This window comes from Apibacter sp. B3935, from assembly GCF_009827705.1.
Taxonomy (GTDB): Bacteria; Bacteroidota; Bacteroidia; order Flavobacteriales; family Weeksellaceae; genus Apibacter.
In genome coordinates this window covers 621,734-647,854 of sequence record NZ_WINL01000002.1, presented here as the reverse complement: position 1 = coordinate 647,854, position 26,121 = coordinate 621,734, and the positions used below count along the sequence as shown (strand labels likewise).

Below are 26,121 nucleotides of genomic sequence, written 5' to 3'. Positions count from 1 at the left end.
TAGATTTTTTTTAAATTTTTAACGATGATCCACTTTTTTTGAAAGATAATCTCCGACAAATTGGATCGCAAAAACAAGTAAAACTAATAATAATAAAACAAAATTCATAATTTCCATATTCTTGTTTACGTATCCTTCTTGATATCCAATTTTTCCCAATCCACCGGCTCCAACAGTTCCTCCCATAGCCGAATAACCGACTAAAGTAATTAATGAAATGGTAGCGCAATTAATTAATGAAGGCAATGCTTCGGGTAACAATACTTTTTTAATAATTTGAAAAGGAGTTGCTCCCATAGCTTTGGAAGCTTCAACTAAACCGTTAGGTACTTCCAACAGGCTGTTTTCAACCATTCTGGCAATGAACGGGGCAATTCCCAAACTTAGAGGAACTAAGGCTGCAGGTACTCCTATGGAAGTTCCAACAATCATCCGCGTAAAAGGAATCATCCAAACAATTAAAATAATAAAAGGAATGGCGCGGAATATATTTACTAGGGTGGAAACCGTTTGATTGAAAACAAGACTTTCTTTAAATTGGCCTTTGCGGGTAATAAATAGAAGGATTCCGACAGGCAATCCTATCAAATAACCGAAAAAGCCGGAGACAAAAGTCATGACTATGGTTTCCCAAGTTCCTTTTGCTAAGAGATCAATAATTGAATTAGACATATCCTAATAAAGTTACTTTAATGTTTTTACTTTTTAAATACTCAATGGCAGCCATTTCTTTAGAAATCGTACCGATAATTTCCGTTAGCATGACCCCGAATTTAACTCCCCCCGCATAATCCATTTGAGCGCTTATAATATTGTTGTTAATATCAAATAATCTGGAAATTTCGGATAATACCGGTTCATCGACCGTATTACCAGAAATCTGTAGTTTTAGTAAAGGATGTTTTCCTTCTTCCGGCATATGGGTAATGCGTTTTTGATAATCTACCGGTATCTCTAAATGTAAGGATGAAGATATAAAACGCTGAGCTAATTCCGTTTTAGGATTTGAAAAAATTTCAGAAACACTTCCTTGTTCAATTAGTTTTCCACCGTTCATGACAGCTATATCATCACAAATTTGTTTTACCACATCCATTTCATGGGTAATCAATAAAATAGTGATTCCCAATTCCTTATTTAAATCTTTGAGTAGAGATAAAATGGAGCGAGTAGTGGAGGGGTCTAAAGCACTGGTTGCTTCGTCGGATAATAAAACTTTAGGGTTGTTGGCCAACGTTCTGGCAATAGCAACTCTCTGTTTTTGTCCTCCGGAAAGGTTCGCCGGATAACTGTCTAATTTATCCGTAAGTCCTACCATTTCAACCAATTCATAAACTCTATTTTTTATTTTAGTCTTGGGAGTATGATTTAATTCCAAAGGAAAAGCAATGTTATCAAATACAGTTCGGGAGGAAAGCAGATTGAAATGCTGAAAAATCATTCCTATATTCCTACGGGCAGAGGTTAATTTGGAAGGAGATAATTCCATCAAATTTTGACCATCAATCCAAACCTCTCCTGAATTAGGCCTTTCCAGTAAATTAACACATCTTATCAGTGTGCTTTTTCCTGCACCGGATTCACCAATTACACCAACTATTTTTCCTTCGGAAACCGACAGAGAAATATTGGAAAGGGCTATGTTTTTTTTGCCTTTATGTTCGAATGTTTTAGTAATATTTTTTAACTCAATCATTTAATTGATTAAATTTTTTAAGTCTTTATACGATTAGGATTTGTGCAAAGGTACAAATAGTATATAGAAACTCATATTAAATTACAACATTTACTGCTAGGAGAAACATTTTAAATCATCCGAACCATTATAAGTTTATAATAAATTAGTTTTTTGGGAGGTGTAAATTCTATAAAATGAAATAGTATATAATTAAACCAAGTAAGAACTCTTGAAAATAAATTTATTAATAAAATAAACTAAAAAACTTGCATATTAATTGTGTGCAATTTAATTTTACTCAATCTAAAAACAATATGGAAAGTTTACAATTAAAAGATCAATTATGTTTTCCCATCTATGCGTTGTCCCGACTGATTACAACGCTTTATAGGCCACATTTAGAAAAATTAGGGGTAACTTATCCTCAGTATCTAGTGATGTTAGTTTTATGGGAAAATGAAGAAATGTGCGTGAGAGATATAGGCGAAATGTTGTGGTTAGATAGTGGAACCTTAACTCCACTGCTTAAAAGAATGGAGGAAAACGGACTTATAAAGAGATGTCGGTCTACTAGAGATGAAAGACATATGTTGATCCATCTTTCAGATCAAGGAAGGAAAATGAAAGATGAAGCATGGATAATTCCTCATACCCTTAAGGCAGAATTGGAAATGGAGCAAAATGAATTATCAGAGCTTCAGAAAGAATTTTATAAGTTATTATCTATTGTTACGGCAAAATGTAAGAATAAATGCAAGAATAAATCAGAATCAAAATAATATTATTTAAAATTAATTATATGGAATTAATAGACTCACTTAAATGGAGGTATGCAACAAAAAAATTCGATGCCTCAAAAAAAGTTGAACAATCGTTGGTAGATCAAATCATTGAAGCAGCTTGGTTAGCTCCCACTTCTTCCGGATTACAACCGTTTAAGGTTATAGAAATTACTAATCAGAAATTAAAGCAAAAGATGGTTTCCCTGTCTAAGGACCAAAAACAAGTGGAAGATTGTTCACATATTTTAGTTTTTGCTGCTTGGGATAATTATACAGAAGAAAGAATCGATACTATTTACGGACATATAACAAGAGAACGCAATCAGCCATCTGATGCTTATCAAAGCTATACGGATCGTATTAAAGGAGTATATCTGAATTCAGCTGCTGAAAATAATTTTGAACATGCAGCACGACAAGCGTACATAGCTTTTGGATTATCGATTGCTGCTGCTGCAGAATTAAAAGTTGATACTACTCCGATGGAGGGATTCGATAATCAGGCTATAGACGAACTTTTACAATTACGCGAACTTGGTTTAAGAAGTGTTGTCATGCTTCCTTTGGGTTACCGAGATGAAGAGAATGACTGGTTAGTTAATTATCCAAAAGTTAGACACCCTAAAAAAGATTTTTTAATTAAAATAGTTTAGAGAAAGAACCTAGTTTACACAAAATTTTAATCTTTAAAAATAATAAGAGGCTTTATTATTAAAGTTCTCTTATTTTTTTGGATGAGTATGAAAATTTAAAAATTACAGTTAAGCAGTTAAAAAGTAATGAAATAGCCATCGAAAACTAATTAGGGGTAAGAGGGTATGCCCGGAGGATAAGTTATACCTATTGTTTCCTATAGGAACTTAACGGATACACAATTTACGATATATGTATATAATCCTTAAAAAATTAATCGAAACATTAAGTAAAACGTCTCTGTTTATAGATATAAAAAAGTTTTAAGGTATTTAGAATGTAAAATATATGTTAGACAAATAAAAAAATAAAGATTAAAAAAATTTATTTCAATCAAGACAAATTTTTATCTTTATTATCTGAAAAAACTAATATATTATGATTTCTAAAATACATATCCCTAAAAGGACCTTGCCTTATATTTTCGGCTCAGATCATGAGGCGTTAACACTAAATCTGGTTAATGAGGCGATGGGTACAGATTTAAATTATATTGAAAATAAAAATTCATCAGGTTCAAAAAAAGAGCCTAAGTACATTTCAAATTTTTGGGGAGAAAATATTCAATCGGTATCCGCTATTGTAGGAAATAACGGTGCGGGTAAATCCACTTTGCTAAAAGCCATAAGAGATGGTAACTGCCAATTTATAGGAACGGATGGTAAAAAAATACCCCATAATTCTAAACTAATACTCTATTATAATTCGATTCTTGGATATGATGATACTCCGAGTGTCATTTTAAACACCAAAAATGTTCTAACACTTTCAAAGTTTTCGTTATTAAAAGAGGGTAGTGAGCATTTAAATTCAGATTTTTCAAGGTTGTTGAAAGTTCATAATAATGCAATGTTTGAAAAAATTTTAAGTTTAATTCAAAATCAAAAAGTATATAATAAATTATTGGAACTGGGACTGCCTTCGATAAATAATATAAATATTAAACTAAATTATTCCAATAAAGATTATTATAATATTCCGGATATATTTAAGCCTTTTTTTCAATATTTTAAAGATGATAGAGACAGAAAACAAAAAGAAAGAAAAAAAATATTTGAGAGTAGAGATAATTCAATTAATAGAAATAAAGAGTTATTTAAAGTGGAAATTATTGAGGCTGTAATAAAGAGAGTGCATTCAATTTTTGAAAAAACAGGTAACATATATATACGAGAAGGTTTTATAAGAGGTGGTAAAACAGTGGAATATTTAAAAACTAAAAAAATATATGGTCTTAAAGATGCTTTTTATTGGTTTTTAGATAATGCATATATCAAAGTTGATAATCAAGAATTTGAATTACCTGTACAAGAAATAAAAAAATTAATTGAAGTTTTGTTATCAACAATTGAAAAATCAAATGAATTTGATATTCGTCACGATTACTATTTCAACGCTAGTAATTTAAATACATTAGAAATTATAGATGCATATCAGGATTTTACAAAAGAATTTAAAAAACATTTTAAAGTTACTGATGAGCCTTTATTTAATTTTTCTACAGATAGAGAGTTAAGCAGTGGAGAAAAATTGATGTACGAACAATTTTCAATTTTCAATGAACAAGTTTACCGTATTGAAAAAAAGAGGGACAAATTGAATAATACAGATGAATATTTAATTTTACTGGATGAAGCAGATGTATGCTTTCACCCTTTGTGGAAGAAGAAATACATTAACATGCTTTTAGAAGTTCTACCATTAATTTTTGTTAATAAAAAGCTTCAAATCATTTTTACCACGCATGACCCTCTAACTCTTTCAGATATACCTCATCAAAATATCCTTTTTTTGGGAAAAGGTGAAAAATGTACGAAAGTATTAACAAACAAAAGAAAAACTTTTGGCGCTAATATTTCAAATTTATTGGCAGATTCCTTTTTTTTAGAAGATGGATTAGTGGGAGATTTTGCTAAAAAGAAAATTGAAGAAGTGATCCATGTTTTGAATAAGATGATTGAAAATAAAAACAATAATCAACACATTGACATTTCACAAGAAGAACAACAAAGGATTAGAAAATTAATCCGTATGGTTGACGAACATATTATCCAAAGTAAGCTCATTAAAATGTATAATGAGGCTTTTGGGCCTTCCATAGATAATGAAATACAAGAATTGGAAGAAAGATTAAATTATCTTAAAAATCTTAAAAACAAAACTCATGATTAGTATACGAGAATGTATTTCAGAATCTGATCTGTTAACTGCCAGAGATCAACACATTGCATTTATTTCTGAAGAAGTTAAAAAAAGAATTAAATTTTATATAAATTTATTTGAAACGATACAATTAATCCATCAAGGAAAAATTGAAGACGATGATATTGAAAATAATATAAAAAAAGATAAGCTTCATCATTCACAATATGATTCTTTTATTAAAGTAATCTTTAAAGACAATAAAAGTGTTGATAAAAAATATAAAAAATTAAAAAATAAATCTTTATTCCGTGAAGAACTTAAAGATTTCAAAAAGGTTTTAAAGATACTTAATGATTTACATACTAATTGTCGTCGTATTTTAGGTTTGGATTTAAGTTCAAATGAAGAAGACATCGTTCTATATAAAAAATATGAAGAAAAATATAGGAATTATAAAATTTTGCTAAATAAGATTTTTGATTATGAAAACTGGTTTCAGAAAATTACACCGGAAAAAGAATGGGGACCCTATCAACTGACTAAAAAACTAGGAATACAAGTATGTTGCTATTGCAATCGCCAATATACGTTTACTTTATCTAAAGGAGTAAAAAAAATAACCAGGCCCGAACTTGATCATTTCTTGCCCAAAAGTAAACATCCTTTATTAGCACTAAATTTTTTTAATTTGATTCCTTCATGTAGTGTTTGCAATAGAGACTGTAAAGGAACTGTTGATTTTTCCTATGAAAAATATTTGTCGCCCTATGAATCCAATCCTAAGCACCAATTAATAAAATATGATTACAAACCGGAAACCTATTTGGGGGCCATTGGCAAAACTGATGAAATAAAGGTTTTCACTAAGATAAATGAGGAAAATGAGGAACAACGTTTACAAGAAAAAGTAAAGGGAAATATCAAAGTTTTTGAATATAATAAAATAGCAAATGAACACAGAGATATTGTACAAGAGATTATAAAGAAAAGATTATTATTTAATGATAAATATATAGAAACCTTACAGCAAGCATTTCCCGATATTCATCTGACCTTAGAAGAGGCCTATCAATTAGCTTACGGTAATTTTTATGATGAAAAAGAATTTACTAAAAGACCTTTAGCTAAATTAACCAAAGATATTGCTTTTGCAACGGGTGCAATAAAAAATAAATTTAGCTAATTTTTACAAAAATTCGATAAAAATCAGAGAGATCGAAAAGATAGTAAAAACCAGGCGGTAAAGCTAGGGGTTGCTAAAAAGGTTTAGGTAAAAGTTAAAGAAATCAAATAGGTATATTATATAAAAAAATCGCAACTTGTTTATTTATAAACAGTTGCGATTTGCATGTACCCAGGGCGGGAATCGAACCCGCACGATATTGCTACCACTGGATTTTGAGTCCAGCGCGTCTACCAATTCCGCCACCTGGGCATGTTTTTCAGGTGTGCAAATATACTTAAATATTCTTTTTCGCCAAAATTTATGTTTTTATTTCATTCATTCTTCCTTATATTCGTAAAAAAAGATTATGAAAATATTAATTATAAACGGTCCTAATTTAAACCTGCTTGGACAAAGAGAAACAGATATTTACGGTCATTATTCTTTTGAAGATTATTTTAAACATTTGCAAAAAAAATTTATTGATGTGGAATTAGAATACTATCAAACCAACCATGAGGGCTCGATTATTGATAAGATTCATGAAAAAGGTTTTAAATGTGAAGGTATTGTAATTAATCCGGGAGCATATACCCATTATTCCTATGCAATACACGATGCTATAAAATCAGTAACCGCACCGGCTATTGAAGTTCATATTTCCGATATTGAAAAAAGAGAAGAATTTAGAAAAATTTCAGTCATTAAAGATGCTTGTGTACATCAGATTAAAGGCAAAGGATTACCCGGTTATGAAGAAGCTATTGAATATTTAATAAAAATGAAGCAACCTTAACTAGCGAGTATAAATAATAAGTAATTGATAGTATAAATGAATGAAAAAATAAGTGGAAAAGTAATACATCAGGTATTGTTTTTGATTATAATAATATCTCTTTTTATCCTTATTATAAGTCAGTTGGCTATATTTCTTCCCAGCTTTTTAGGAGCAATTACATTATATGCCTTATCCAAAGATTTTTTCTTATATCTGACAGAAAAAAAGGGATTGAAAAAATGGATATCAATTAGTATAGTTTTTCTTCTTGCCTTATTGATCATTTCGATTCCGGTTTATTTTATTATTGAATTGACCTATTCTCAGGTACATACGGCTATAACTTATTTTGATAAAATAAATAATTCACTGGTCAGTATTGTAAATGATTTACAAACAAAATACGGACTAAATATACTTAGCAAAGACAATATCATTCAAGCGACCACCTGGGTAGGCAAGGTTGTGCCTAAAATATTAAATTCAACGGTAAATTCTGTAGTTGTTTTTTTCTTTTCCTTTGTTTTATTCTATTTTATGATTATGAATATCAGGAAAATTGAAAGCACCTTTTTAAAATGGTCTCCTTTAAAAAAACAAAATACCGAAAGGCTAGGACAAAGGTTGAAAAAAATGATTCAATCCAATGCCATAGGCATCCCATTAGTTGCTGTTGTTCAAGGAATGGTAGGAGCTGTCGGCTATGCCATTGTAGGATTGGATAATTTATGGTTTTGGTTTGCGGTTACAACTTTTACATCCATGTTGCCTATCGTAGGTTCTGCATTGGCGTATGTTCCGGTTGCCATTTTATTGTTCACTTCCGGAGAAACCTGGCAATCCATATTTATTTTATTGTACGGCATTATAATTATTGGAACATCGGACAATATCGTGAGATTTACATTACTTAAAAAACTGGACGATGTGCATCCGTTAATTACCATCTTTGGGGTAATATTAGGAATGAATATTTTTGGATTTATCGGATTAATTTTCGGTCCTATATTATTATCCAGCTTTTTCCTGCTTTTAGATGTTTACAATAACGAATTTAGCGATAATCCTTAAGAAAATGTAGTTCTACTATTGGAATGAATTTTGTTTTTTACCATGAATAAATTCAATAAACTGTTTCAGTCGGCAGTTAGTATAGGTTTGGGATTACTCATACTATCTTGCATTTCTAAAGACAGATTAGAAGTAACAAAAAAAGAAACAAAAATGAAGGTAACAAAATCAGAAGAAGAGTGGAAAAAGCAGCTTTCTCCCGAAGAATATTACATTTTGAGAGAAAAAGGAACAGAGGCTCCTTACAGTGGAAAATTCAATATGCATTTTGAAAAAGGAGTGTATACTTGTAAAGCTTGTGGTGCGGTTCTGTTTGATAGTGATTCTAAATTTGATTCGCATTGCGGATGGCCCAGCTTTGATCATGAAATAGCCAAAGGCCGAATTATCGAAAAATTAGATACCTCTCATGGTATGACCCGAATGGAAATCCTTTGTGCTAATTGCGGGAGTCATTTAGGACATGTGTTCAATGATGGCCCTACAAAAACCGGATTGAGATATTGTGTTAACTCTGCTTCACTGGATTTTGTAAAAGAATAATACATTGTTTACCAATTGTAAGAAATAACATTATGGCCAAAATCCTAAGAATTTATCCGGAAAATCCTTCAGAGAAAGCAATTAATGAAATAGTTGAGGTATTAAAAAAGGGAGGAATTATTGTTTATCCTACCGATACGGTTTATGGATTGGGTTGTGATATTTTTAATCAAAAAGCCATGGAAAAGCTTTCCAGAATTAAAAATGTTAAACTGGAAAAAACAAACTTTTCCTTTGTTTGTAATGATTTAAGAAATTTATCTCAGTACACTAAGCCCATTGAAACGAATCTATTTAAACTTCTGAAAAGAACTTTGCCGGGGCCTTTTACTTATATTCTTGCAGCTTCCAATACGCTGCCCTCTTATTATAAGAATAAAAAAACAGTAGGAATTAGAATTCCCGATCATAGTATTCCTAGAATGATCGTTGAAAATTTAGGCAATCCCATAGCATCCACTTCAACACATGATGATGACGAGATTTTAGAATATATTACAGATCCCGAATTAATAGCCGAGAAATATGATAAATTAGTAGATATAGTTATTGATAGCGGTGCGGGAGGTTATACTCCTTCCACGGTTGTAGATTTAACTTCCGGGAGTCCTGAAATACTCCGTCAGGGAAAAGGAGATTTAGATCTGTACATTTAATCTCCATTTACATTTACTATTTCTGATCGAAAAAGTCAGTTTACATAAAAAGTAAAAAAGAACCGAATATAATTATTCGGTTCTTTTCTTATAAAAATTTGAAAATTTTCTTTTTTAATAGGATATTAATTTAAACAATTCATGTAGAATAAGATGTATTAATAATTAAATAATTCATCAATAGACAATTCATGAACAGTTCCTAATTTTTTAACCGAATTCCAATTGAGATTTTCCTTTTTTCCAATTAAAGATACATTATAGGTTTTTCCCTTGATTTCACGATTAAAAAAATCTTTAAGATCCTTAAGTTGCAATGTTTGTATTTGAGAATACATATCTTTTCTTAAATCGTAATCAATTCCTCTTTTTTTGGCGGAAAGATAGGACCAATAAATTGCTGATTTAGTAATACGGTCTGAAGCAATTTGTTTTAAAGCACTTTTTTTAGCATTGTCAAATTGTTTAGTAATTTCAGGCATATTGTTCATTAAATCTTTCATTGCGTCAACTGCTTGTGGTAATTTATTGGCTTGAGTTCCAATATAGGAAGAAACATAATCGTATTTATCCTTATCAGAGGCGATGGTATAACTGGCGTAAGCAGAATAAGCTAATGATTTACTTTCACGAATTTCTTGAAAAACAATGGAAGACAGACCTCTGCCGAAATACTCACCAAATACTTTTGCATAAGGCATTTTAGCTACATCAAATTTATTTCCTCTTGATTGGAAAAGTATTTCGGCTTGTACTATGTCGTACGGAGCAAAAAACAAGCTGCCGTCAGATGCAAGTTCCTTATAAGTTATAGGGGAATTATACTCTTTTCCGCTTCCGAAATTATGATATTTTTGAACCGCTTTTTTAATAACAGATTCATTCGGTCCATAGTAAAATATTTCATGTTTGTAATCGAATAAACTTTTACATATCTTAACTAAGTCCGCAGGTTTTTTGTTTAATAAATCCGCTTCAGAAATAGAATTTCTTAATCTATTATTTTCTCCATAACGGGCATACAAAGCTAAAGCATTCAGTATTGCCTGTTTATTTAATTTAGAATTTTTTCTGGCTTTAAGTATAGTTTGTACATATTTTTGATATGTTTCTGAATCAGGATTAGCATTTTGCAAAAAATGTTCAAATAATTCTATACCTTTTGGGATATTTTTTTCTAAACCTTGCAAGTTTAGGAATATTTGTTCATTTTGAACCTGAATAGAATAACTGATTCCTATTTTATAGAACTCTTTTTCAAGATTGGATTTTGTATACTTATCAGTGCCCAGAAGGGAAAGATAATTTAAGGCCAGATCCAATTCTTCATTGTTATCTGATCCAAAGTCAAATATATAATATAAATTTCCTAATTCGTTATTTGAATTTTTAATATAAGAAAGAGGAATATTTTTTACATGATCAAAAGTTATTAATTTTTTATAGTCTATAAATTGAGGTTGAATTTCTTTTTCGGTAAGTTGCGAGAATTTTTTATAAAAATCTGATTGTTCCGTACGATTTAAAGTTATAGGAGTTATTCCCGGATTTTCTACTCGGACCAGTTTATCATTGGTTCCTTTTTCTTTATAAACCACAACATAATTATCCTTATAAAATTCATTGGCAAATTTTACAATACTCTCTTTATTCATTTTATCCAACTCATTAAATTCATCTAAAATTTGTTGCCAAGATAAATTTTGGATAAAAGCATTATACATTTGAGTTGCTACTCCGTTAGCTGTGTCCCAGCTGCTGATGCGTTGCGTTTTTAAATCATTGACAATAGCTTTAATCAACCAATCATCAAAATTTCCTTTTTTTATGATTTCTAACTGATCTAGTAAAAGTTTTTGTACTTGTTCCAAAGATTGTCCTTCTCTTGGAGCTCCATATAAGGAATGAAGACCATAGTCTTTAAAAATAGATATGTAAGATCCAGCCCCTTGAGCTAATTGTTTTTGATTGATATTTATATCGATTAACCCCGCACCGGAATTATTCAAAATCATATTAACCATTTTAACGTAAAGAGCCTCCTTGCTTCCGGCTCCACTACACCTAAAAGCTAATTGGATTCTTTCTGAAGATGGACTTTTTACTACTCTTTTAACAACAGAGGTCAACGGCTGTTCAATGGGTTTTTTCAAAACGGGCAATTCTTTATATTTGAAACTGCCGAAATAGGTATCGACTAATTGTATGGTTTCATCAAAATTTAAGTCGCCCACCAATACAATTGCCATATTATTAGGAACATAATAAGTCTCATAATATTCATGAATTGCTTTCATGGATGGATTTTTCAAATGCTCGGATGTTCCTATAGTGGTTTGTTGTCCATAAGGATGGGTAGGAAATAGAGCATCCATCAATTCATAATTAACTAAACGCATATCGTTGTCTTGAGCACGATTAAATTCTTCATAAACAGCTTCCAATTCTGTGTGAAAGAGACGTAAAACTAATTCGGAAAATCGTTCTTTTTCAACAAATAACCATCTTTCTAATTCGTTGGATGGAATATTGTTTTTATAAACCGTTTCATCTAGCCAAGTATGCGCATTGGTTCCGGTTGCGCCCAATTCTGAAATTAATTTGTCGTATTCGTTAGCAATGGCGTATTTAGATGATTCTTGGGATACTTCATCTATTTTTTTATAAATTTCCTTTTTCTTTTTTGGATTTTTTTCGGCTTTATGTTGTTCGTATAAATCTGAAATACGGTTTAATAATACAGATTCTTTGTCCCAATCAGAAGTTCCGAGTTTACTGGTTCCCTTAAACATCATATGCTCTAAATAATGAGCAAGGCCGGTATTCTCGGACGGATCATTAGCAGATCCGGTACGTACCGGAATGTATGTTTGAATTCTTGGTTCATCATTATTTCGGGATAAATATACTTTTAAACCATTTTTCAGTGTATAAATTCTTGAATTGGAGGGATCGTTCGTTACCGTTTCATAAGTATATCCCTTTGAATCTGTTACTGTTTTAGTTTTATAGGTTTGTGCATTCGTGGTCATTATAAAAAATGTTAATACAAGTAATAAAAATATTTTTTTCATATTATTATTAGGTTTAAAGGTGTGAAAATACAAAAGATTTTTGTTAGATTTTATTTTTTCGGAATATAAAATATAAGTATATATATCCAATTAAAGCAGAACATAGGGAGGAAAATAGAATCATAATTTTAGCATGAGTTATATAGTCGGCATGTATAGCCGGATTAAAAGCCAGTAAGGTAATAAAAATAGACATAGTAAATCCAATTCCACCTAAAAAACCGATTCCTATCATTTGCTTCCAATCTGTTTCCGAAGGAAGCCTACAAAATTTCAAAGCACAAGCCAGATAAGTAAATAAAATAATTCCTAAAGGTTTTCCAACGATTAAGCCAAAAAATATTCCAAGAGTGTACGATTGAGAGAAAAGCTCTTGAATATTTAATTGAATAGATAAGGCTGTGTTGGCAAGTGCAAAAAGAGGAAGTATTATAAAATTGACAGGTAATTGGAGTATAGATAGTAATTTCATGGCTTGACCATGGGGATTACCTCCTTCAAAGGGTATGGCAAATGCCAGTAGTATACCCGCAAGAGTTGCATGTACACCGGAATTAAGTAAGCAATACCAAATTCCTATACCGCCGATTATATATAAATATAAATGATTGATCTTTAGTTTTTTAAAAAGTAATAGTATCGTCCATATGAATAAGGCAAAAAATAAAAAGATCCAAGAAAGTTTTTTAGTGTAAAAAAAGGCTATAACTAAAATAGCCCCTAAATCGTCAATTACAGCTAAGGCAGTAAGAAAAACACGGAGAGACAAGGGAATTTTTTTTCCTAATAAACTCAATACCCCCAAAGCAAATGCTATATCGGTTGCCATAGGAATTCCTGCACCTGAAATGGTATCTTTTCCGAAATTTAAATATGCATATATTCCCGCAGGAATAATCATTCCGCCTATAGCACCCAAAACAGGTAAAAGGGCTTGCGAACGATTGGAAAGTTTTCCAATATGTATTTCACGGATAAGTTCTAATCCCACCATTAAAAAAAATATACTCATTAACCCATCATTTATTAGTTCAGATACAGTTAAAGGGTTCCCCTGGGTGCTAAAAAGATATTCATTTCCTAATTTGAAAGATACCGATGTTTCCCAAAAATTATGATAGAAAGTGTGGAAAGTTGAATTTGACAATATTATGGAAAAGATTGTACACAAGATAAGAAGTATTCCTACGGACTTCTCATTATTCATAAAATCTTTAATCGTTTTTCGCATTATACTCATTTATTGCTAATTACTGTATTGAATTATTAAGATTTGAATTATCGAGGATAATATATATATAGCTAAAATATAATTTTTAAATTTATGTTGACTTATAAATCTAACGGTATACTATTAACTATTTAATTATAAAATTGAAAAAAAAGATAAAACGAACCTTTTCATCTGTAATAACACTCTGTATGTCCAAAATAGTTAGCAATCTAATGGTATAAGTATTTTAACTACATTTGCATCATATCAGTATAATAAAAAGTAAAATATAAATGCAATCAGTTTTAAGAACATTTTTCGGTTATTTAGCCAGACCACAATTATATCCGGAATTAGTAAGAAAAATTTATAAAAATATTTTCGACAGAGGAAGTGCTTTAAAAGGAAAAAAAGAATCCGAAATATGGTGTGCAGAAAGAGCAATCAGTCAGCAAGATGCAATTTACCAGATTACAAAAAATGAATACTCTTTATATAAAGATTTTGCAGGACCAATGGAGGAGTCAAAAAAAATTGAGGCGGCTTGTCCGGTCAAAATGGGTGGAGCCGGAGCACTAAATCTTATCTACGCATTATGTGAATATACTCAGGCTAAAAATGTTATAGAAACCGGAGTAGCTTACGGATGGAGTTCTCTGGCGGCTTTATTGTCTTTACAAAAAAGAGGTGGAAATTTGTATAGTTCAGATATGCCTTATTTGGACAGGAATAATGATAAATTTGTTGGATGTGTAGTTCCTGATAATCTTAGAAACTATTGGAAATTATTTAGACAAGCAGATAAAGAATCCCTGCCTAAAATATTCAAAGAACAACAGACTTTTGAGATAGCTCATTATGATAGCGATAAAAGTTATAAAGGTAGAATGTGGGCCTATCCTTTACTATGGGAAAGAATAGAAAAAAACGGCTTTTTTATCAGTGATGATATCGGAGATAATTCCGCTTTTATGGATTGGGTAAATCAAAATCATTTACAAACGGTAATTGTCGAATTTGAAGGAAAATATGTGGGAATTGTAAAAAAAGTATAGAAAAATAATTTCTTTATTAAAAAATGGTTATTTAAAATTTTACGGATTACTTCAAGTGTATTTTAATTTTTAATAATATTAATCGTATTATTTTTAGTCATGCAGACATATGAAGAAATTTTAGAGTGGTTGTATACCCAAGTTTCAAATTATCAAAATGTCGGGAATTCTGCATATAAGCCCGGATTTGAAAATATAATGAAAATGAGTGAGATTTTAGGAAATCCTCACAGAAAATTTAAATCCATACATATTGCGGGAACTAATGGAAAAGGAAGTGTTTCCAATATGACCGCCTCCATTTTAAAAGAAGCCGGGTATAAAGTGGGATTATTTACTTCTCCTCATCTTAAAAATTTCACTGAACGGATAAGGGTTGACGGAAAAGAATGTCCCGCAGAGTTTGTATATAATTTTTTAATTAATATTAGAGATCATTTTACTAAGCATTTTAATCCTTCCTTCTTTGAATTGACAACCGCTATGGCTTTTAGCTATTTTGCTAAAGAAAAAGTTGATATAGCCGTAATAGAAGTTGGTTTAGGCGGAAGGTTAGATTCAACAAATATCATTACTCCTGAAGTATGTGCAATAACCAGTATATCGATGGATCATGTGGATTTATTGGGAGATACCCTTGAAAAAATAGCCACAGAAAAAGCGGGGATTATTAAACCCGGAATTCCTGTAGTTATTGGAGAAGATAAGGAAGAGGTAAAAAAATTACTAATACATATTGCTCAAGAGCGTAATGCCGAATATATAGATGCGACAAAAAATAAGGTAAACTATCCATCAGATTTAAAAGGTATATATCAAGAAAAAAATAAAAAAACGGTAGTAAGTATCATCGATGTTTTAAATGATAAAGGATTTACAATATCTGTTGATCAGGTTAAAAAGGGCCTTTTGCATGTAAAAGATTCAATGAAATTTAGAGGAAGATGGGAGATTTTGCAAAGTGAGAATCCAGTGATTATCTGCGATACGGCCCATAATGAGGATGGCTTTAAACAATTGACCGAACAATTTAAACGGATAACCTATAAAAAACTGAGAATTGTAATCGGTTTTGTGAAAGGTAAAGATTTAGATAAAATATTTCCACTGTTGCCGATTGATGCCCTCTATTATTTTGTAAAACCGGCTATTCAAAGAGGACTACATCCCAATGAATATACCGAAAAAATAGATTTATACTTCAAAAATTATCAAAAATTCGATAGTGTAGCAGAAGGATTTGATGCCGCTAAAACCCAGTCTGACAAAGAAGATTTGATTTTTATAGGAGGAAGTAATTTTGTGGTAGCAGAAATTTTTTAAAAAAATATTTGCAAGTATAAAAAATGAGCGTATATTTGCAATCCAATTACGGAACAAAGTAATAAAGAAAAGTTCTTAAATATCTTTGTTTTAAAGGGGCGATTAGCTCAGCTGGTTCAGAGCACCTGCCTTACAAGCAGGGGGTCGCAGGTTCGAATCCTGCATCGCCCACAACAAGAAAAACCTTGATTTTTTCAGTTAAGGTTTTTTTGTTGGTACAGACCCATGGTGTAACGGTAGCACACCGGTTTTTGGTACCGTTTGTCGGGGTTCGAATCCCTGTGGGTCTACAACAAATTAAATGAAAAAGTATATTTGTAGGATTGTAAAAAATAATTACATTTGCACCGCAAATAGATAATGAAAAGAAAGAATTAAAAATGGCAAATCATAAGTCAGCAATAAAAAGAATAAGACAGAATCACGTAAGAAGATTGCGTAATAAGTATTATCATAAATCAGCTCGTACAGCTATTAAAGAATTAAGAGCTGAGACAGATAAAACTGTAGCGGTAGGTAAATTACCGGCTGTTTTTTCTCAGATTGATAAGTTAGCTAAAAGAAATATTATTCATAAGAATAAAGCGTCTAACTTGAAATCTAAATTAAACAAGCACGTTAACGCGTTAGCGTAAAAAAAAATAATAGTAGGCCCGTTCGTCTATCGGTTAGGACTTCAGATTTTCATTCTGGCAAGAGGGGTTCGACTCCCCTACGGGCTACTAATCTAAGGCTTAAGTTACTTTTAGTAATTTAAGCCTTTTTTTATGTAAATTAAATTGTCATTTCAGAAAGCAAGAAAAAATTATGAATAAATTAATTGTAATATTTTTAATGTTTATTTACTATTCGATTTAATGACCTCTTATAATTCTCCAATGCTCTAATGCTTTATAATATAGAGACCTTTTGCTATTTAAAAAGTTTAGAATAACAATAATTGAAGAAAAAATAATTTATTAATAATATATAGTTACTAGTAAAATCTATTATGATAGCACACCTCTTTTAATAGCTAGCTCTAATTCTTGGATACTTAGATCCTTTAATTCTTTTTCATAAATTGATCGTTGAAGAAAAATATTTACGGTTTTATTAAATATACTTTTTATTATATCCAGCACAGAATAGGTTTCAGGATAAAACCTTTCGTTAAATTTAAACTCATTGCTAATTCTTACATTAAATTCTTTTGTAAAATGTGTAAGAAAATCATCTACATCATGTCCAATTAATCCAAAATCTTCATATAATTTCATTTCGGGTTTAAATTGTATTTTATTCTCCCATTGGGTTAATAAAACTTTTTCTAAAAATAATTGTAATTTGTGATCAACCATATTTATTAAATTTAAGATGCCTCTAATTTTAACTACATCATCATTAGAATGATTATTTTTATTCAAAGTCACTGAATATTATTTAAAATTCGTAACTAGTTGTTTACATGTCTAATCCAATCACTACCATAGTCAATTCATATCAATCACTAAAAAGTACACGGATCAATGCAGTACTTATAAATTTTCAACTATGATAAGGAGGTGAATTAGATGGTTATAAGATAGGACTTTCGTTTTTTACTAAGTAATTGTTGGAGACACCTAATTAGACAATATTAGGTTATTCAAAAGTATGTAATCTATTGTAGTATGATAAAGTTTTTATATTTTGTAAATGTATAAAAAGATATAGTAAATTTCAAATATATATTGAATAAAAATACATGTACATTAATATTATATATAACAACATAAATATCGGTGTATAATATTGTTTTATGAATATATAAAAACTTACTTTTTTTATTAAAAATATGTATATAAAAGCTTTAAATTTGAATAGTTTGTTAATGAAATTTTCATTAAAAATTAAAACTTTTAAGGAATAAAAGAATAAAATAAAAGTCCTGATTTCAATTGAAATCAGGACCATATGTTTAGTTAAATATTTGAGAAAAGCTATTCGAAGAGAATAACTTACTATGAAAAGAACTTTTTTTAATATTTTTATTTTAAGCTAGCTTAAAAAATATAATTTTGTTAATTTCATAAGAAGTTTACACATATTAGAGATTTTTAACCTTTAAAACATGTAAATTGGAATCTAATTCATAAAGTCTGGGCACTCCTGTAGCTAATTCAAATTTTATAATTTCGTCGGGAGTCATTTTTTCTAAATACATAACTAATGCACGTAAACTATTTCCATGTGCCGCTATGATTATATTTTTTCCAGCCTTAATTTTTGGAACTATCTCACTTTCAAAATAAGGAATTACTCTTTCTGCAGTATCTTTAAGGCTCTCTCCATTAGGTGGAGCGACATCGTAACTTCTTCGCCAAATATGAACTTGCTCATCTCCGAATTTCTTAGCTGTCTCAGCCTTATTTAAACCCTGTAGATCTCCATACATTCTTTCATTTAACGCCTTATCAAATTTCGTGGGTACATTTTTTATTCCGGCTTCATTCAACGCGATTTGTAAAGTTTCTTGAGCTCTTTTCAAAGCAGATGAATACGCATAATCAAAATGTAAACCTTTAAGCTGATCGCCGGCTTTTTTAGCCTCTTCTTTTCCTTTGTCGGATAATTCTACATCAACCCAACCGGTAAATTTATTTTCCAGATTCCAAACACTCTGACCGTGTCTCAGTAATACTAAAATTGCCATGATTACAAAAAATTTATATTAACTATATTATCTTGAAATAATTGTGCCAATATAAAAATAATGACTATTAATTTACCCATAAATCTGATTAAAATTAAGAAGTAATGAAATAAGTGTTTAAGAAAATGTTAATTTTGAAATTATTTCAAAAAACGGAAAGAGTTAGTAATGAGAAAAAGTAGTTTACTTGTATCAATTCTAATTGGGATTTTTACTATGGCACAAAAACAAAATTTGACTCCTGAATTACTTTGGAGTTTAGGTAGGGTATCTATAGACGCTGTAAATGATACCGGAGACATTATTTATGGAGTTCAATATTATAATGTTGATGAAAACAGCAGTACCAGAGATTTATATCATCTAAATTTAGATGGGCAAATTATCAGACTTACTGAAAGTAAAGACAAGGAAAAAGCATTATCTATTCATTCACAAAATGAATTTATATATTCAGTGGGAGATGATATCTATTCTTATAATCTAAAAACTAAGAAAACAGAAAAAATAAATAAAGAAAACGAAATTCTTTCCGGGTTACTTTATGCTAATAATTCCAACTATTTTGCTATATCTAAACCGGTGAAATTAGAAAAAGTTTTAGGCACAGATATATATCCAATAATGGAAAAATCAGATGTGAAAGTGTATGATCATTTAATGTATAGACATTGGGATACCTGGAAAGACGGAAAATTTAAACATATATTCATTGGTAGTACAAACGGAAGTTTGGTGGATATCAATAAGGATGAAAAATATAATTCCGAAGATTATTCTTTTTCTCCGGATAGTAAATATTTAGTTTACCAATCCAAAAAACTTTTCGGAACTCAAGATGCAATTTCTACCAATACCGATATATACCTTTATGATATATTTTCACAACAAACGCAAAATTTAACTGTTGATAATAAAGGATACGATACTAACCCTAAGTTTAGTCCACAAGGTGGAATGTTGGCGTGGTTGTCAATGAAGACAGACGGATATGAGGCAGATAAAAATGATCTGAAAATTTATGATTTGGCTACTCAAAAAACAATAAATTTAACTTCAACTTGGGATAATACGGTAATCGACTATGTTTGGGCTAAAAATGGAAAGAAAATTTATTTTTTGGCCGGTATCAATGCTACTAAACAATTTTTTGAGTTAGATGTTAGAACAAAAAAAATCAGACAAATTACCAACGGTCAGCATGATTATGTTAGTATACGTATCACCGGAGATTATTTGGTTGGAGAGCGTCAAGACATGAATCATGCCTCTGAAATTTATAAAGTAAATATTAAAACCGGAGTTGAAACTAAGTTAACTTCAGTAAATGATGACCTCTATCAAAAGATAAAAAGTTGTAGAGTTGAAGAAAGGTGGATTGACACTACTGATGGAAAAAAAATGTTGGTTTGGGTAATATTTCCTCCTGATTTTGATGAAAATAAAAAATACCCTACTTTATTATACTGTCAAGGAGGGCCTCAAAGTACGGTATCTCAATTTTACAGTTTCCGTTGGAACTTTCAGATTATGGCATCCAATGGTTATATTGTTGTAGCCCCCAATCGAAGAGGATTGCCTTCTTTCGGCGTGAAATGGAACGAAGAGATATCAGGTGACTGGGGTGGACAACCTATGAAAGACTATTTATCTGCTATTGATGAAGTTTCAAAAGAACCCTATGTGGACAAAAATCGTTTAGGTGCTGTAGGAGCCAGTTATGGCGGTTATTCGGTTTATTATTTAGCAGGTATTCATAAGAAAAGATTTAAAACTTTTATTTCACATTGTGGGGTATTTGACTTAGAATCCATGTATGGATCAACCGAAGAAATATTCTTTCCCAATTATGATATTGGAGGATCTTATTGGGAAAATCCTCAACCCAAAGCTTACAAAGAATTTAATCCTATTAAATTAGTTTCTAATTGGGATACTCCTATATTGATTATTCACGGGGGAAGAGATTATCGAGTTCCTTATACTCAAGGGCTGGAAGCTTTTCAAGCAGCGCAATTGAAGGGTATAAAAAGTCGACTTTTGTATTTTCCAGAAGAAAGCCATTGGGTTCAACAACCCCAAAATGGGATAATCTGGCAAAAAGAATTTTTTAAATGGTTAAAAGAGACACTTTGAGATAGTAAGCATAAGCAGAAAGGATAAATAATTTTATAATTTTACTAAATGTAAATAGCAATAAATTACTATTAAAAATTATTTTTTTAAAAGGTTGAAGTTTTATCTTCAACCTTTTATTTTATACAAAAAGAGTAAAATTTTCATATACATAAAATTTTAAAAAATGGTCGAATGAATATGTGAATAATAAAGTGATATATAATATATATAATTTATCTAAAAAAAATATATTTTAATTTAAATATTTTTTTTAATAATATAGATAATTTGTAAATATTAATGTAATTTTATTGTCAAATTTTAATATATTAAAAATATTATCATGAGAAAACATATATTTATTATTCTTTTTGTTTTGACATATATTCAATTATGGTCAAAACAAGTAGATCCAGCAGAGGCTTTACAAGTTGCAGAAAAATTTATAAAAAAAAACATTAATTCCATTCAACATAGAGAAATAAGTAGCCAATTAAGATTAGTTTATACTGCAGAGAGTGAGGTAAATAAATTAAAGAAAAATCATTCACAAAAGTACTATTATGTTTACAACATTGGAACAAAGCAAGGTTTTATAATTATTTCAGCAGATGATATAAATTATCCAATCATAGGATATTCCAACTCAGGGTATTATGATGTTGCTAATCTTCCTGATAATTTCCAATCTTGGATGAAAACCGTAGAATTAGGCATGCAACAAGCTTTTGATAACTCAACCAAACCTACCAAAGAAATTGAAAAAGAATGGGAATTATATAGAAGTTCAAAAAAAAGCATCCAAACCAGAATTACCGCACTAGAACCGCTTATTAAAACAAAATGGAATCAAAGAACACCTTTTAGTAGTCAAATTCCTTATGAAGTTCTTACCGGTTGTGTAGCAACGGCTACCGCGCAGATTATGAAATTTCATCAATACCCTAAAAAAGGAACTGGTATCATTTCGGCTTATCAGACCATAGACCCCAGTAACAATGTAACCTATAATATACCGCAGATAGATTTAAAGCAATACGAGTATGATTGGGCAAATATGTTAAATGAATATTATAATTCACCTAGTCCGAATTATACCAATGAACAAGCAAAGGCTGTAGGGCTCTTAATGTATCATATAGGAGCAAGTGCCCAAATGAAATATGGAGTAAAAGAAAGCGGGACTTCTAGCCGGAAAGCTTTAAAGGCATTGTATACTTATTATGATTATGACAAAAGTATAGATTATATAATTCGAGGCAAATATTTTACTAATTTAAATGAAATACCTATCAGTGATGAAGAATGGAATACTATCATAATAAAAGAATTAAATGAAGGTAGGCCTATCTATTATTCAGGAAGCACAGAAAATAGAACGGGACATGCATTTGTTTGTGATGGATACGATTCCAACGGACTCTTGCATTTTAATTTTGGATGGGGAGGACATCAAGACGGATATTACAATTCAAATGCCCCTTTAGAATATAAATATGGCCAAAGTATAGGCATAAATATAAAACCCAATGAAGGAGGAGAAAAAGTCAATAGATATTTTGTAAATAAGCTTACGATTTCAACTAATAAAGTATATAAAGATGAATGTTTTACTGAAAAACATGACTTATTCAACATATGTGTAGAAGATACCATTATATTAAAAAATCAATACATGGCTTTATATGATCTTAACAATAAAATGGTAACGCTACTTAATGAAAGTACAAATCCGTATAATTTTAAAAATAATTATTATACGCTAAACAGTACTATTAAAGCAGGGAAGTATTGTTTAAAAGTAGTGGAAAAGAAAGGAGATGCGTATATACCAATTAAAACGGCTCAAAATGTAGATGATACAAGTATAATTGAATTACTGGATGGTGTTAAATCGCATAACCTTAATTTATTAAATGATAAAGATCTTACGGCCAACATAAGAAAAGCTATGCCTAAAGATTACCTGCAAGTAGAATTTTCATTTGGGAATAATCGATGTAAACCTTTTAATGGAATGATAGCTTTGGCTTTGACTAATGAGAAGGATAAACTAATATATATAGTTGGGAAAGATTCAATAAATAATTTAAAAGAGGGTTATTACTTTAAATCCTATATAATTTCAGATTATATACCAGATGATGCTGCTAGTGGGGAGTATCGAATCAGAATTTTTGCACGTGAAAATGAAGGGCAAGAGTGGCAATTGTTGGAAGGAGCAACTGTTAATTATCTTCCTCTGACCATAGAAAATGGTAAACTGGGAATAGAAGAGCTGAAAAATGAAGCGAATGAAATTGTAATCTATCCTAATCCCGTTAAAAATATTTTGTACATCAAATCTGATTTAGAACAGCAAATTAAATCCATTTCAATTTATGATTTATCAGGTAAAGAAGTATTGCAAGGTAATATAGATCCTTCTAACGGGGTAAATGTGAGTTCATTAATTTCGGGAGCTTACATAATAAAAATCCAAACGTCTAAAGAAATAATAAAATATAAATTTATTAAAAAATAATTTTACTTAAATTTTCAATAAAATTTATAAAATTTAAGTGGGTGAAGAATTTTCTTCACCCTTTTTTGTATAAAAATCTAATAAAAAAAACAATACTTATTAATAATCATAAGCCTATTTTATTATTAAAATATTATAAAATAAATATTTTATTTTTTTTAATGAAGTAATTAATAATTTATTTATTATATTTGAATATAATTAAAAAATGTATTATGAAAAAACTTATATCTTTTTTACTACTATTTGCATTAGGTAATTTACTGCTATGGTCTAAACAAATAGATCAAATAGAAGCAAAACATGTTGCTGAAAATTTTTTAAGTAATAATGTATATGTAAGTCAAAAGATCTCTAGATTAAAAATTAATTTAGTATATACAAGTTTAAATAATGATGTAAAAAATAAGAAAGGTTTAACAGACAAGTATTATTACGTGTATAATATAGGAAATAATCAAGGCTTTATAATTATCTCAGCAGACGACATTAATTATCCCATCATCGGGTATTCAAAAACCGGATCTTATGATGTAAACCATCTTCCGGGAAATTTTAAATCTTGGATGAAATCTATAGAAATGGGTATGCAACAAGCGTTTAATAAATCAACAGAAGCATCAAAAGAAATAAAGTTGGAATGGGAGGAATATAGAAGTGGTAAAAAAACTTTTAAAATCAATAAATCTATAGAATTGCAACCTCTAATTAAAACCAATTGGAATCAAGATGCGCCTTTTAATAACTTAATTCCTTATAAAGTTTATACCGGTTGTGTAGCAACAGCTACAGCTCAGATCATGAAATTTCACCAACACCCTAAATCAGGTATAGGTAAAATTCCTGCGTATCAAACCACAGATTCTTACAATAAACAGGTATATAATATTCCTGAAATTGACCTTTCAAAATATACTTACCAATGGGCAAATATGCTAAATAATTATAACAGTTCATATACTAGCCAACAAGCTAATGCTGTTGCACTTTTAATGTATCATGTAGGAGCTAGTGCCAAAATGCAGTATGGAGTAAATGAAAGTGGAGCATATACTGAAGATGCATTAAAAGCTTTATACACCTTTTTTGATTATGACCAAAGTATAGATTATATTGTAAGAGGTAAATACTACTCTAATGTAAATGAGATAATTATAAGTGATGAAGAATGGGATAATATTATAACTCAAGAGTTAAATAATAATAGACCTATTATTTACTCCGGACAAAGTGGAAATGGTGGACATTCATTTGTTTGTGACGGATACGATTCAAACGGATTATTACATTTTAATTTTGGATGGGGAGGATATCAAAACGGATATTATAATTCCAACGCGCCCTTAGAATATAAATATCAGCAATCGATAGGAATTAATATAAAACCTAATGAAGGTGGAAGTATAGTTGCCAGATATTTTGTAAACGATTTTACCATTTCAAAAAATAAAGTTTATAAAGAAGAATGTTTTACTGAATTACATAAAATATATAATATAGGAATTGAAAAAACAATAAATAACCTAAATTTTTATATGGCTCTATGTGATTTAAATGGGAATATTGTATCAATATTAAATGAAGGTACTCATCCACTTAATTTTAATTATAATTATTATTCAATAGATAGTGATATACCATCTGGAAAATATCAACTAAAAGTTGTTGAGAAAAAAGGAGATAAATATAGTGCTATAAGAATAGCAACGAACGTAAATAATACCAGCATAATTGAAGTTTTAAATGGCGTAAAATCACATAATCTTTCTATGTTAGATAAAACTCCTTTTTATGTGGATAAAAATCAAGTAAATCCTGGTAATACCATTTATACCAAATTTTCTTTCGGAAATAGTGGATGTAAAGATTTTATAGGGAAAATTGCAATCACTTTAACTAATGAAAATGATGAGATAAAATATGTTCTTTCTCAACAAACTATAAACTTAGGAGCGAGATATTACTATCCTTCCTATTCATTATATCTAACTATTCCTAATAATGTTTCAAATGGAAATTACCGAATTAGAATTTTTGCCCGCGAAAATGAAAATCAACAATGGCAAACTTTGGATGGAGCTAAAGTAAATTATCTTCCTATTACTGTAACAAATGTTAAAAGTCGTTCATTAGAAGAAAATGCAAATAATGGCGACGAAGTTAGTATCTATCCAAATCCGGTTGAGGATGTATTACACATAAAATTTAATACAGATCTAATCGTAAAATCCCTTACCATATATGATTTTACAGGTAAAGAAGTAATCAATAGAACTATTCAATCATCCAATGAAATCAATGTGAGTCATTTGAAATCAGGTTCATATGTTCTAAAAATGAATACCTCTAACGGAATAAAAAAATATAGATTTATTAAAAAATAATTCATAAAATTTAATATATAAATAAGCGTTTCCCAATAATCTAAAGGAAACGCTTTTCTATTTTAAAATAGCTATATATAATTTTGATGAAAAATTCAGATAGCCAAAACATCAATTTTAATTTTTCTTACTATTTGAATTCTATTTATACCCCTGCATTACTAATTAATAAAATATCTCATTTAAAAAATCTGTATATTTGTCCTTATAGCATTTAAATAAATTGAAGTAGATTAATATAAATC

Annotated in this window: 20 protein-coding genes and 4 tRNA genes; 17 read left to right on the top strand and 7 right to left on the bottom strand. The window is 29.9% G+C overall.

Annotated elements, in window-relative coordinates:
* Window positions 1-18: 18 nt before the first annotated feature.
* Both metI and metN read right to left on the bottom strand, forming a co-directional pair.
* Complete coding sequence (gene metI, locus GFV00_RS05805; RefSeq protein WP_105296857.1) at window positions 19-672, bottom strand: methionine ABC transporter permease MetI; 654 nt, start codon at window positions 670-672, stop codon at window positions 19-21.
* Window positions 665-1,696 (bottom strand): methionine ABC transporter ATP-binding protein MetN, encoded by a 1,032-nt coding sequence (gene metN / locus GFV00_RS05800; protein ID WP_160541638.1) that lies wholly within the window; start codon window positions 1,694-1,696, stop codon window positions 665-667. Before metN ends, metI begins: the two co-directional genes overlap by 8 nt.
* Window positions 1,697-1,992: 296 nt before the next feature.
* Here metN and GFV00_RS05795 point away from each other — a divergent pair, with 296 nt between their 5' ends.
* The 4 genes from GFV00_RS05795 to GFV00_RS05780 all read left to right on the top strand — a co-directional run bounded on the left by GFV00_RS05795 (window position 1,993) and on the right by GFV00_RS05780 (window position 6,481).
* Entirely contained in the window at window positions 1,993-2,457 is a 465-nt protein-coding gene (locus GFV00_RS05795) for a MarR family winged helix-turn-helix transcriptional regulator (RefSeq protein ID WP_160556874.1), read from the top strand.
* 20 nt (window positions 2,458-2,477) lie between these two features.
* Window positions 2,478-3,113, top strand: a complete 636-nt coding sequence (locus tag GFV00_RS05790) for an NAD(P)H-dependent oxidoreductase (protein WP_160541640.1) — start codon at window positions 2,478-2,480, stop codon at window positions 3,111-3,113.
* A 418-nt stretch (window positions 3,114-3,531) separates the two neighbouring features.
* On the top strand, window positions 3,532-5,325 hold the full coding sequence (locus tag GFV00_RS05785; protein WP_160556875.1) for a hypothetical protein: 1,794 nt from the start codon (window positions 3,532-3,534) through the stop codon (window positions 5,323-5,325).
* Entirely contained in the window at window positions 5,318-6,481 is a 1,164-nt protein-coding gene (locus GFV00_RS05780) for an HNH endonuclease (RefSeq protein ID WP_160556876.1), read from the top strand. The genes GFV00_RS05785 and GFV00_RS05780 overlap by 8 nt, the downstream gene beginning before the upstream one ends.
* 168 nt (window positions 6,482-6,649) lie before the next feature.
* Here GFV00_RS05780 and GFV00_RS05775 read toward each other — a convergent pair.
* Window positions 6,650-6,733: transfer RNA gene (locus GFV00_RS05775), tRNA-Leu, on the bottom strand.
* A 97-nt stretch (window positions 6,734-6,830) separates the two neighbouring features.
* Between GFV00_RS05775 and aroQ the strand changes: the two genes are divergently transcribed.
* From aroQ to GFV00_RS05755, 4 genes are all read left to right on the top strand, one after another.
* Window positions 6,831-7,259, top strand: a complete 429-nt coding sequence (gene aroQ / locus GFV00_RS05770; RefSeq protein ID WP_105296851.1) for a type II 3-dehydroquinate dehydratase — start codon at window positions 6,831-6,833, stop codon at window positions 7,257-7,259.
* A 36-nt stretch (window positions 7,260-7,295) separates the two neighbouring features.
* Entirely contained in the window at window positions 7,296-8,312 is a 1,017-nt protein-coding gene (locus tag GFV00_RS05765) for an AI-2E family transporter (RefSeq protein ID WP_160556877.1), read from the top strand.
* Between the two features lie 153 nt (window positions 8,313-8,465).
* Window positions 8,466-8,855 (top strand): peptide-methionine (R)-S-oxide reductase MsrB, encoded by a 390-nt coding sequence (msrB, locus tag GFV00_RS05760; RefSeq protein WP_255410572.1) that lies wholly within the window; start codon window positions 8,466-8,468, stop codon window positions 8,853-8,855.
* Between the two features lie 32 nt (window positions 8,856-8,887).
* A complete protein-coding gene (locus GFV00_RS05755; protein ID WP_160556878.1) occupies window positions 8,888-9,511 on the top strand; it encodes an L-threonylcarbamoyladenylate synthase in 624 nt (207 codons plus the stop codon).
* A 158-nt stretch (window positions 9,512-9,669) separates the two neighbouring features.
* Here the strand turns inward: GFV00_RS05755 and GFV00_RS05750 are convergent, their stop codons facing one another.
* Window positions 9,670-12,585: a pitrilysin family protein gene (locus GFV00_RS05750; protein WP_160556879.1), complete on the bottom strand. Its 2,916-nt coding sequence runs from the start codon at window positions 12,583-12,585 to the stop codon at window positions 9,670-9,672.
* Window positions 12,586-12,628: 43 nt separating this feature from the next.
* A complete protein-coding gene (nhaA, locus tag GFV00_RS05745; RefSeq protein WP_255449740.1) occupies window positions 12,629-13,792 on the bottom strand; it encodes a Na+/H+ antiporter NhaA in 1,164 nt (387 codons plus the stop codon).
* 299 nt (window positions 13,793-14,091) lie between these two features.
* On the opposite strand from nhaA, the gene GFV00_RS05740 reads away from it, so the two are divergent.
* From GFV00_RS05740 to GFV00_RS05715, 6 genes are all read left to right on the top strand, one after another.
* Window positions 14,092-14,853: a class I SAM-dependent methyltransferase gene (locus tag GFV00_RS05740; protein ID WP_160556881.1), complete on the top strand. Its 762-nt coding sequence runs from the start codon at window positions 14,092-14,094 to the stop codon at window positions 14,851-14,853.
* Window positions 14,854-14,952: 99 nt separating this feature from the next.
* Entirely contained in the window at window positions 14,953-16,176 is a 1,224-nt protein-coding gene (locus GFV00_RS05735) for a folylpolyglutamate synthase/dihydrofolate synthase family protein (RefSeq protein WP_160556882.1), read from the top strand.
* 96 nt (window positions 16,177-16,272) lie between these two features.
* Window positions 16,273-16,347 (top strand) — tRNA-Val (locus GFV00_RS05730).
* 48 nt (window positions 16,348-16,395) lie between these two features.
* A tRNA-Gln gene (locus GFV00_RS05725) sits at window positions 16,396-16,466 on the top strand.
* Window positions 16,467-16,556: 90 nt separating this feature from the next.
* Entirely contained in the window at window positions 16,557-16,811 is a 255-nt protein-coding gene (gene rpsT / locus GFV00_RS05720; RefSeq protein WP_105296844.1) for a 30S ribosomal protein S20, read from the top strand.
* Window positions 16,812-16,826: 15 nt separating this feature from the next.
* Window positions 16,827-16,898: transfer RNA gene (locus tag GFV00_RS05715), tRNA-Glu, on the top strand.
* Window positions 16,899-17,165: 267 nt separating this feature from the next.
* Here GFV00_RS05715 and GFV00_RS05710 read toward each other — a convergent pair.
* Window positions 17,166-17,588, bottom strand: coding sequence for a DUF1493 family protein (locus GFV00_RS05710; protein WP_160556883.1), 423 nt, complete (start codon window positions 17,586-17,588; stop codon window positions 17,166-17,168).
* 656 nt (window positions 17,589-18,244) lie between these two features.
* Window positions 18,245-18,850: a 2,3-diphosphoglycerate-dependent phosphoglycerate mutase gene (locus tag GFV00_RS05705; protein WP_185149988.1), complete on the bottom strand. Its 606-nt coding sequence runs from the start codon at window positions 18,848-18,850 to the stop codon at window positions 18,245-18,247.
* 168 nt (window positions 18,851-19,018) lie between these two features.
* On the opposite strand from GFV00_RS05705, the gene GFV00_RS05700 reads away from it, so the two are divergent.
* The 3 genes from GFV00_RS05700 (at window position 19,019) to GFV00_RS05690 (ending at window position 25,876) form a co-directional block, all read left to right on the top strand.
* Complete coding sequence (locus tag GFV00_RS05700) at window positions 19,019-20,986, top strand: S9 family peptidase (RefSeq protein ID WP_160556884.1); 1,968 nt, start codon at window positions 19,019-19,021, stop codon at window positions 20,984-20,986.
* A gap of 325 nt (window positions 20,987-21,311) precedes the next feature.
* Complete coding sequence (locus tag GFV00_RS05695) at window positions 21,312-23,492, top strand: thiol protease/hemagglutinin PrtT (RefSeq protein WP_160556885.1); 2,181 nt, start codon at window positions 21,312-21,314, stop codon at window positions 23,490-23,492.
* A gap of 215 nt (window positions 23,493-23,707) precedes the next feature.
* The gene (locus GFV00_RS05690) at window positions 23,708-25,876 is read left to right on the top strand and encodes a thiol protease/hemagglutinin PrtT (protein WP_160556886.1); all 2,169 of its coding nucleotides are present in this window, start codon (window positions 23,708-23,710) and stop codon (window positions 25,874-25,876) included.
* Window positions 25,877-26,121 lie beyond the last annotated feature (245 nt).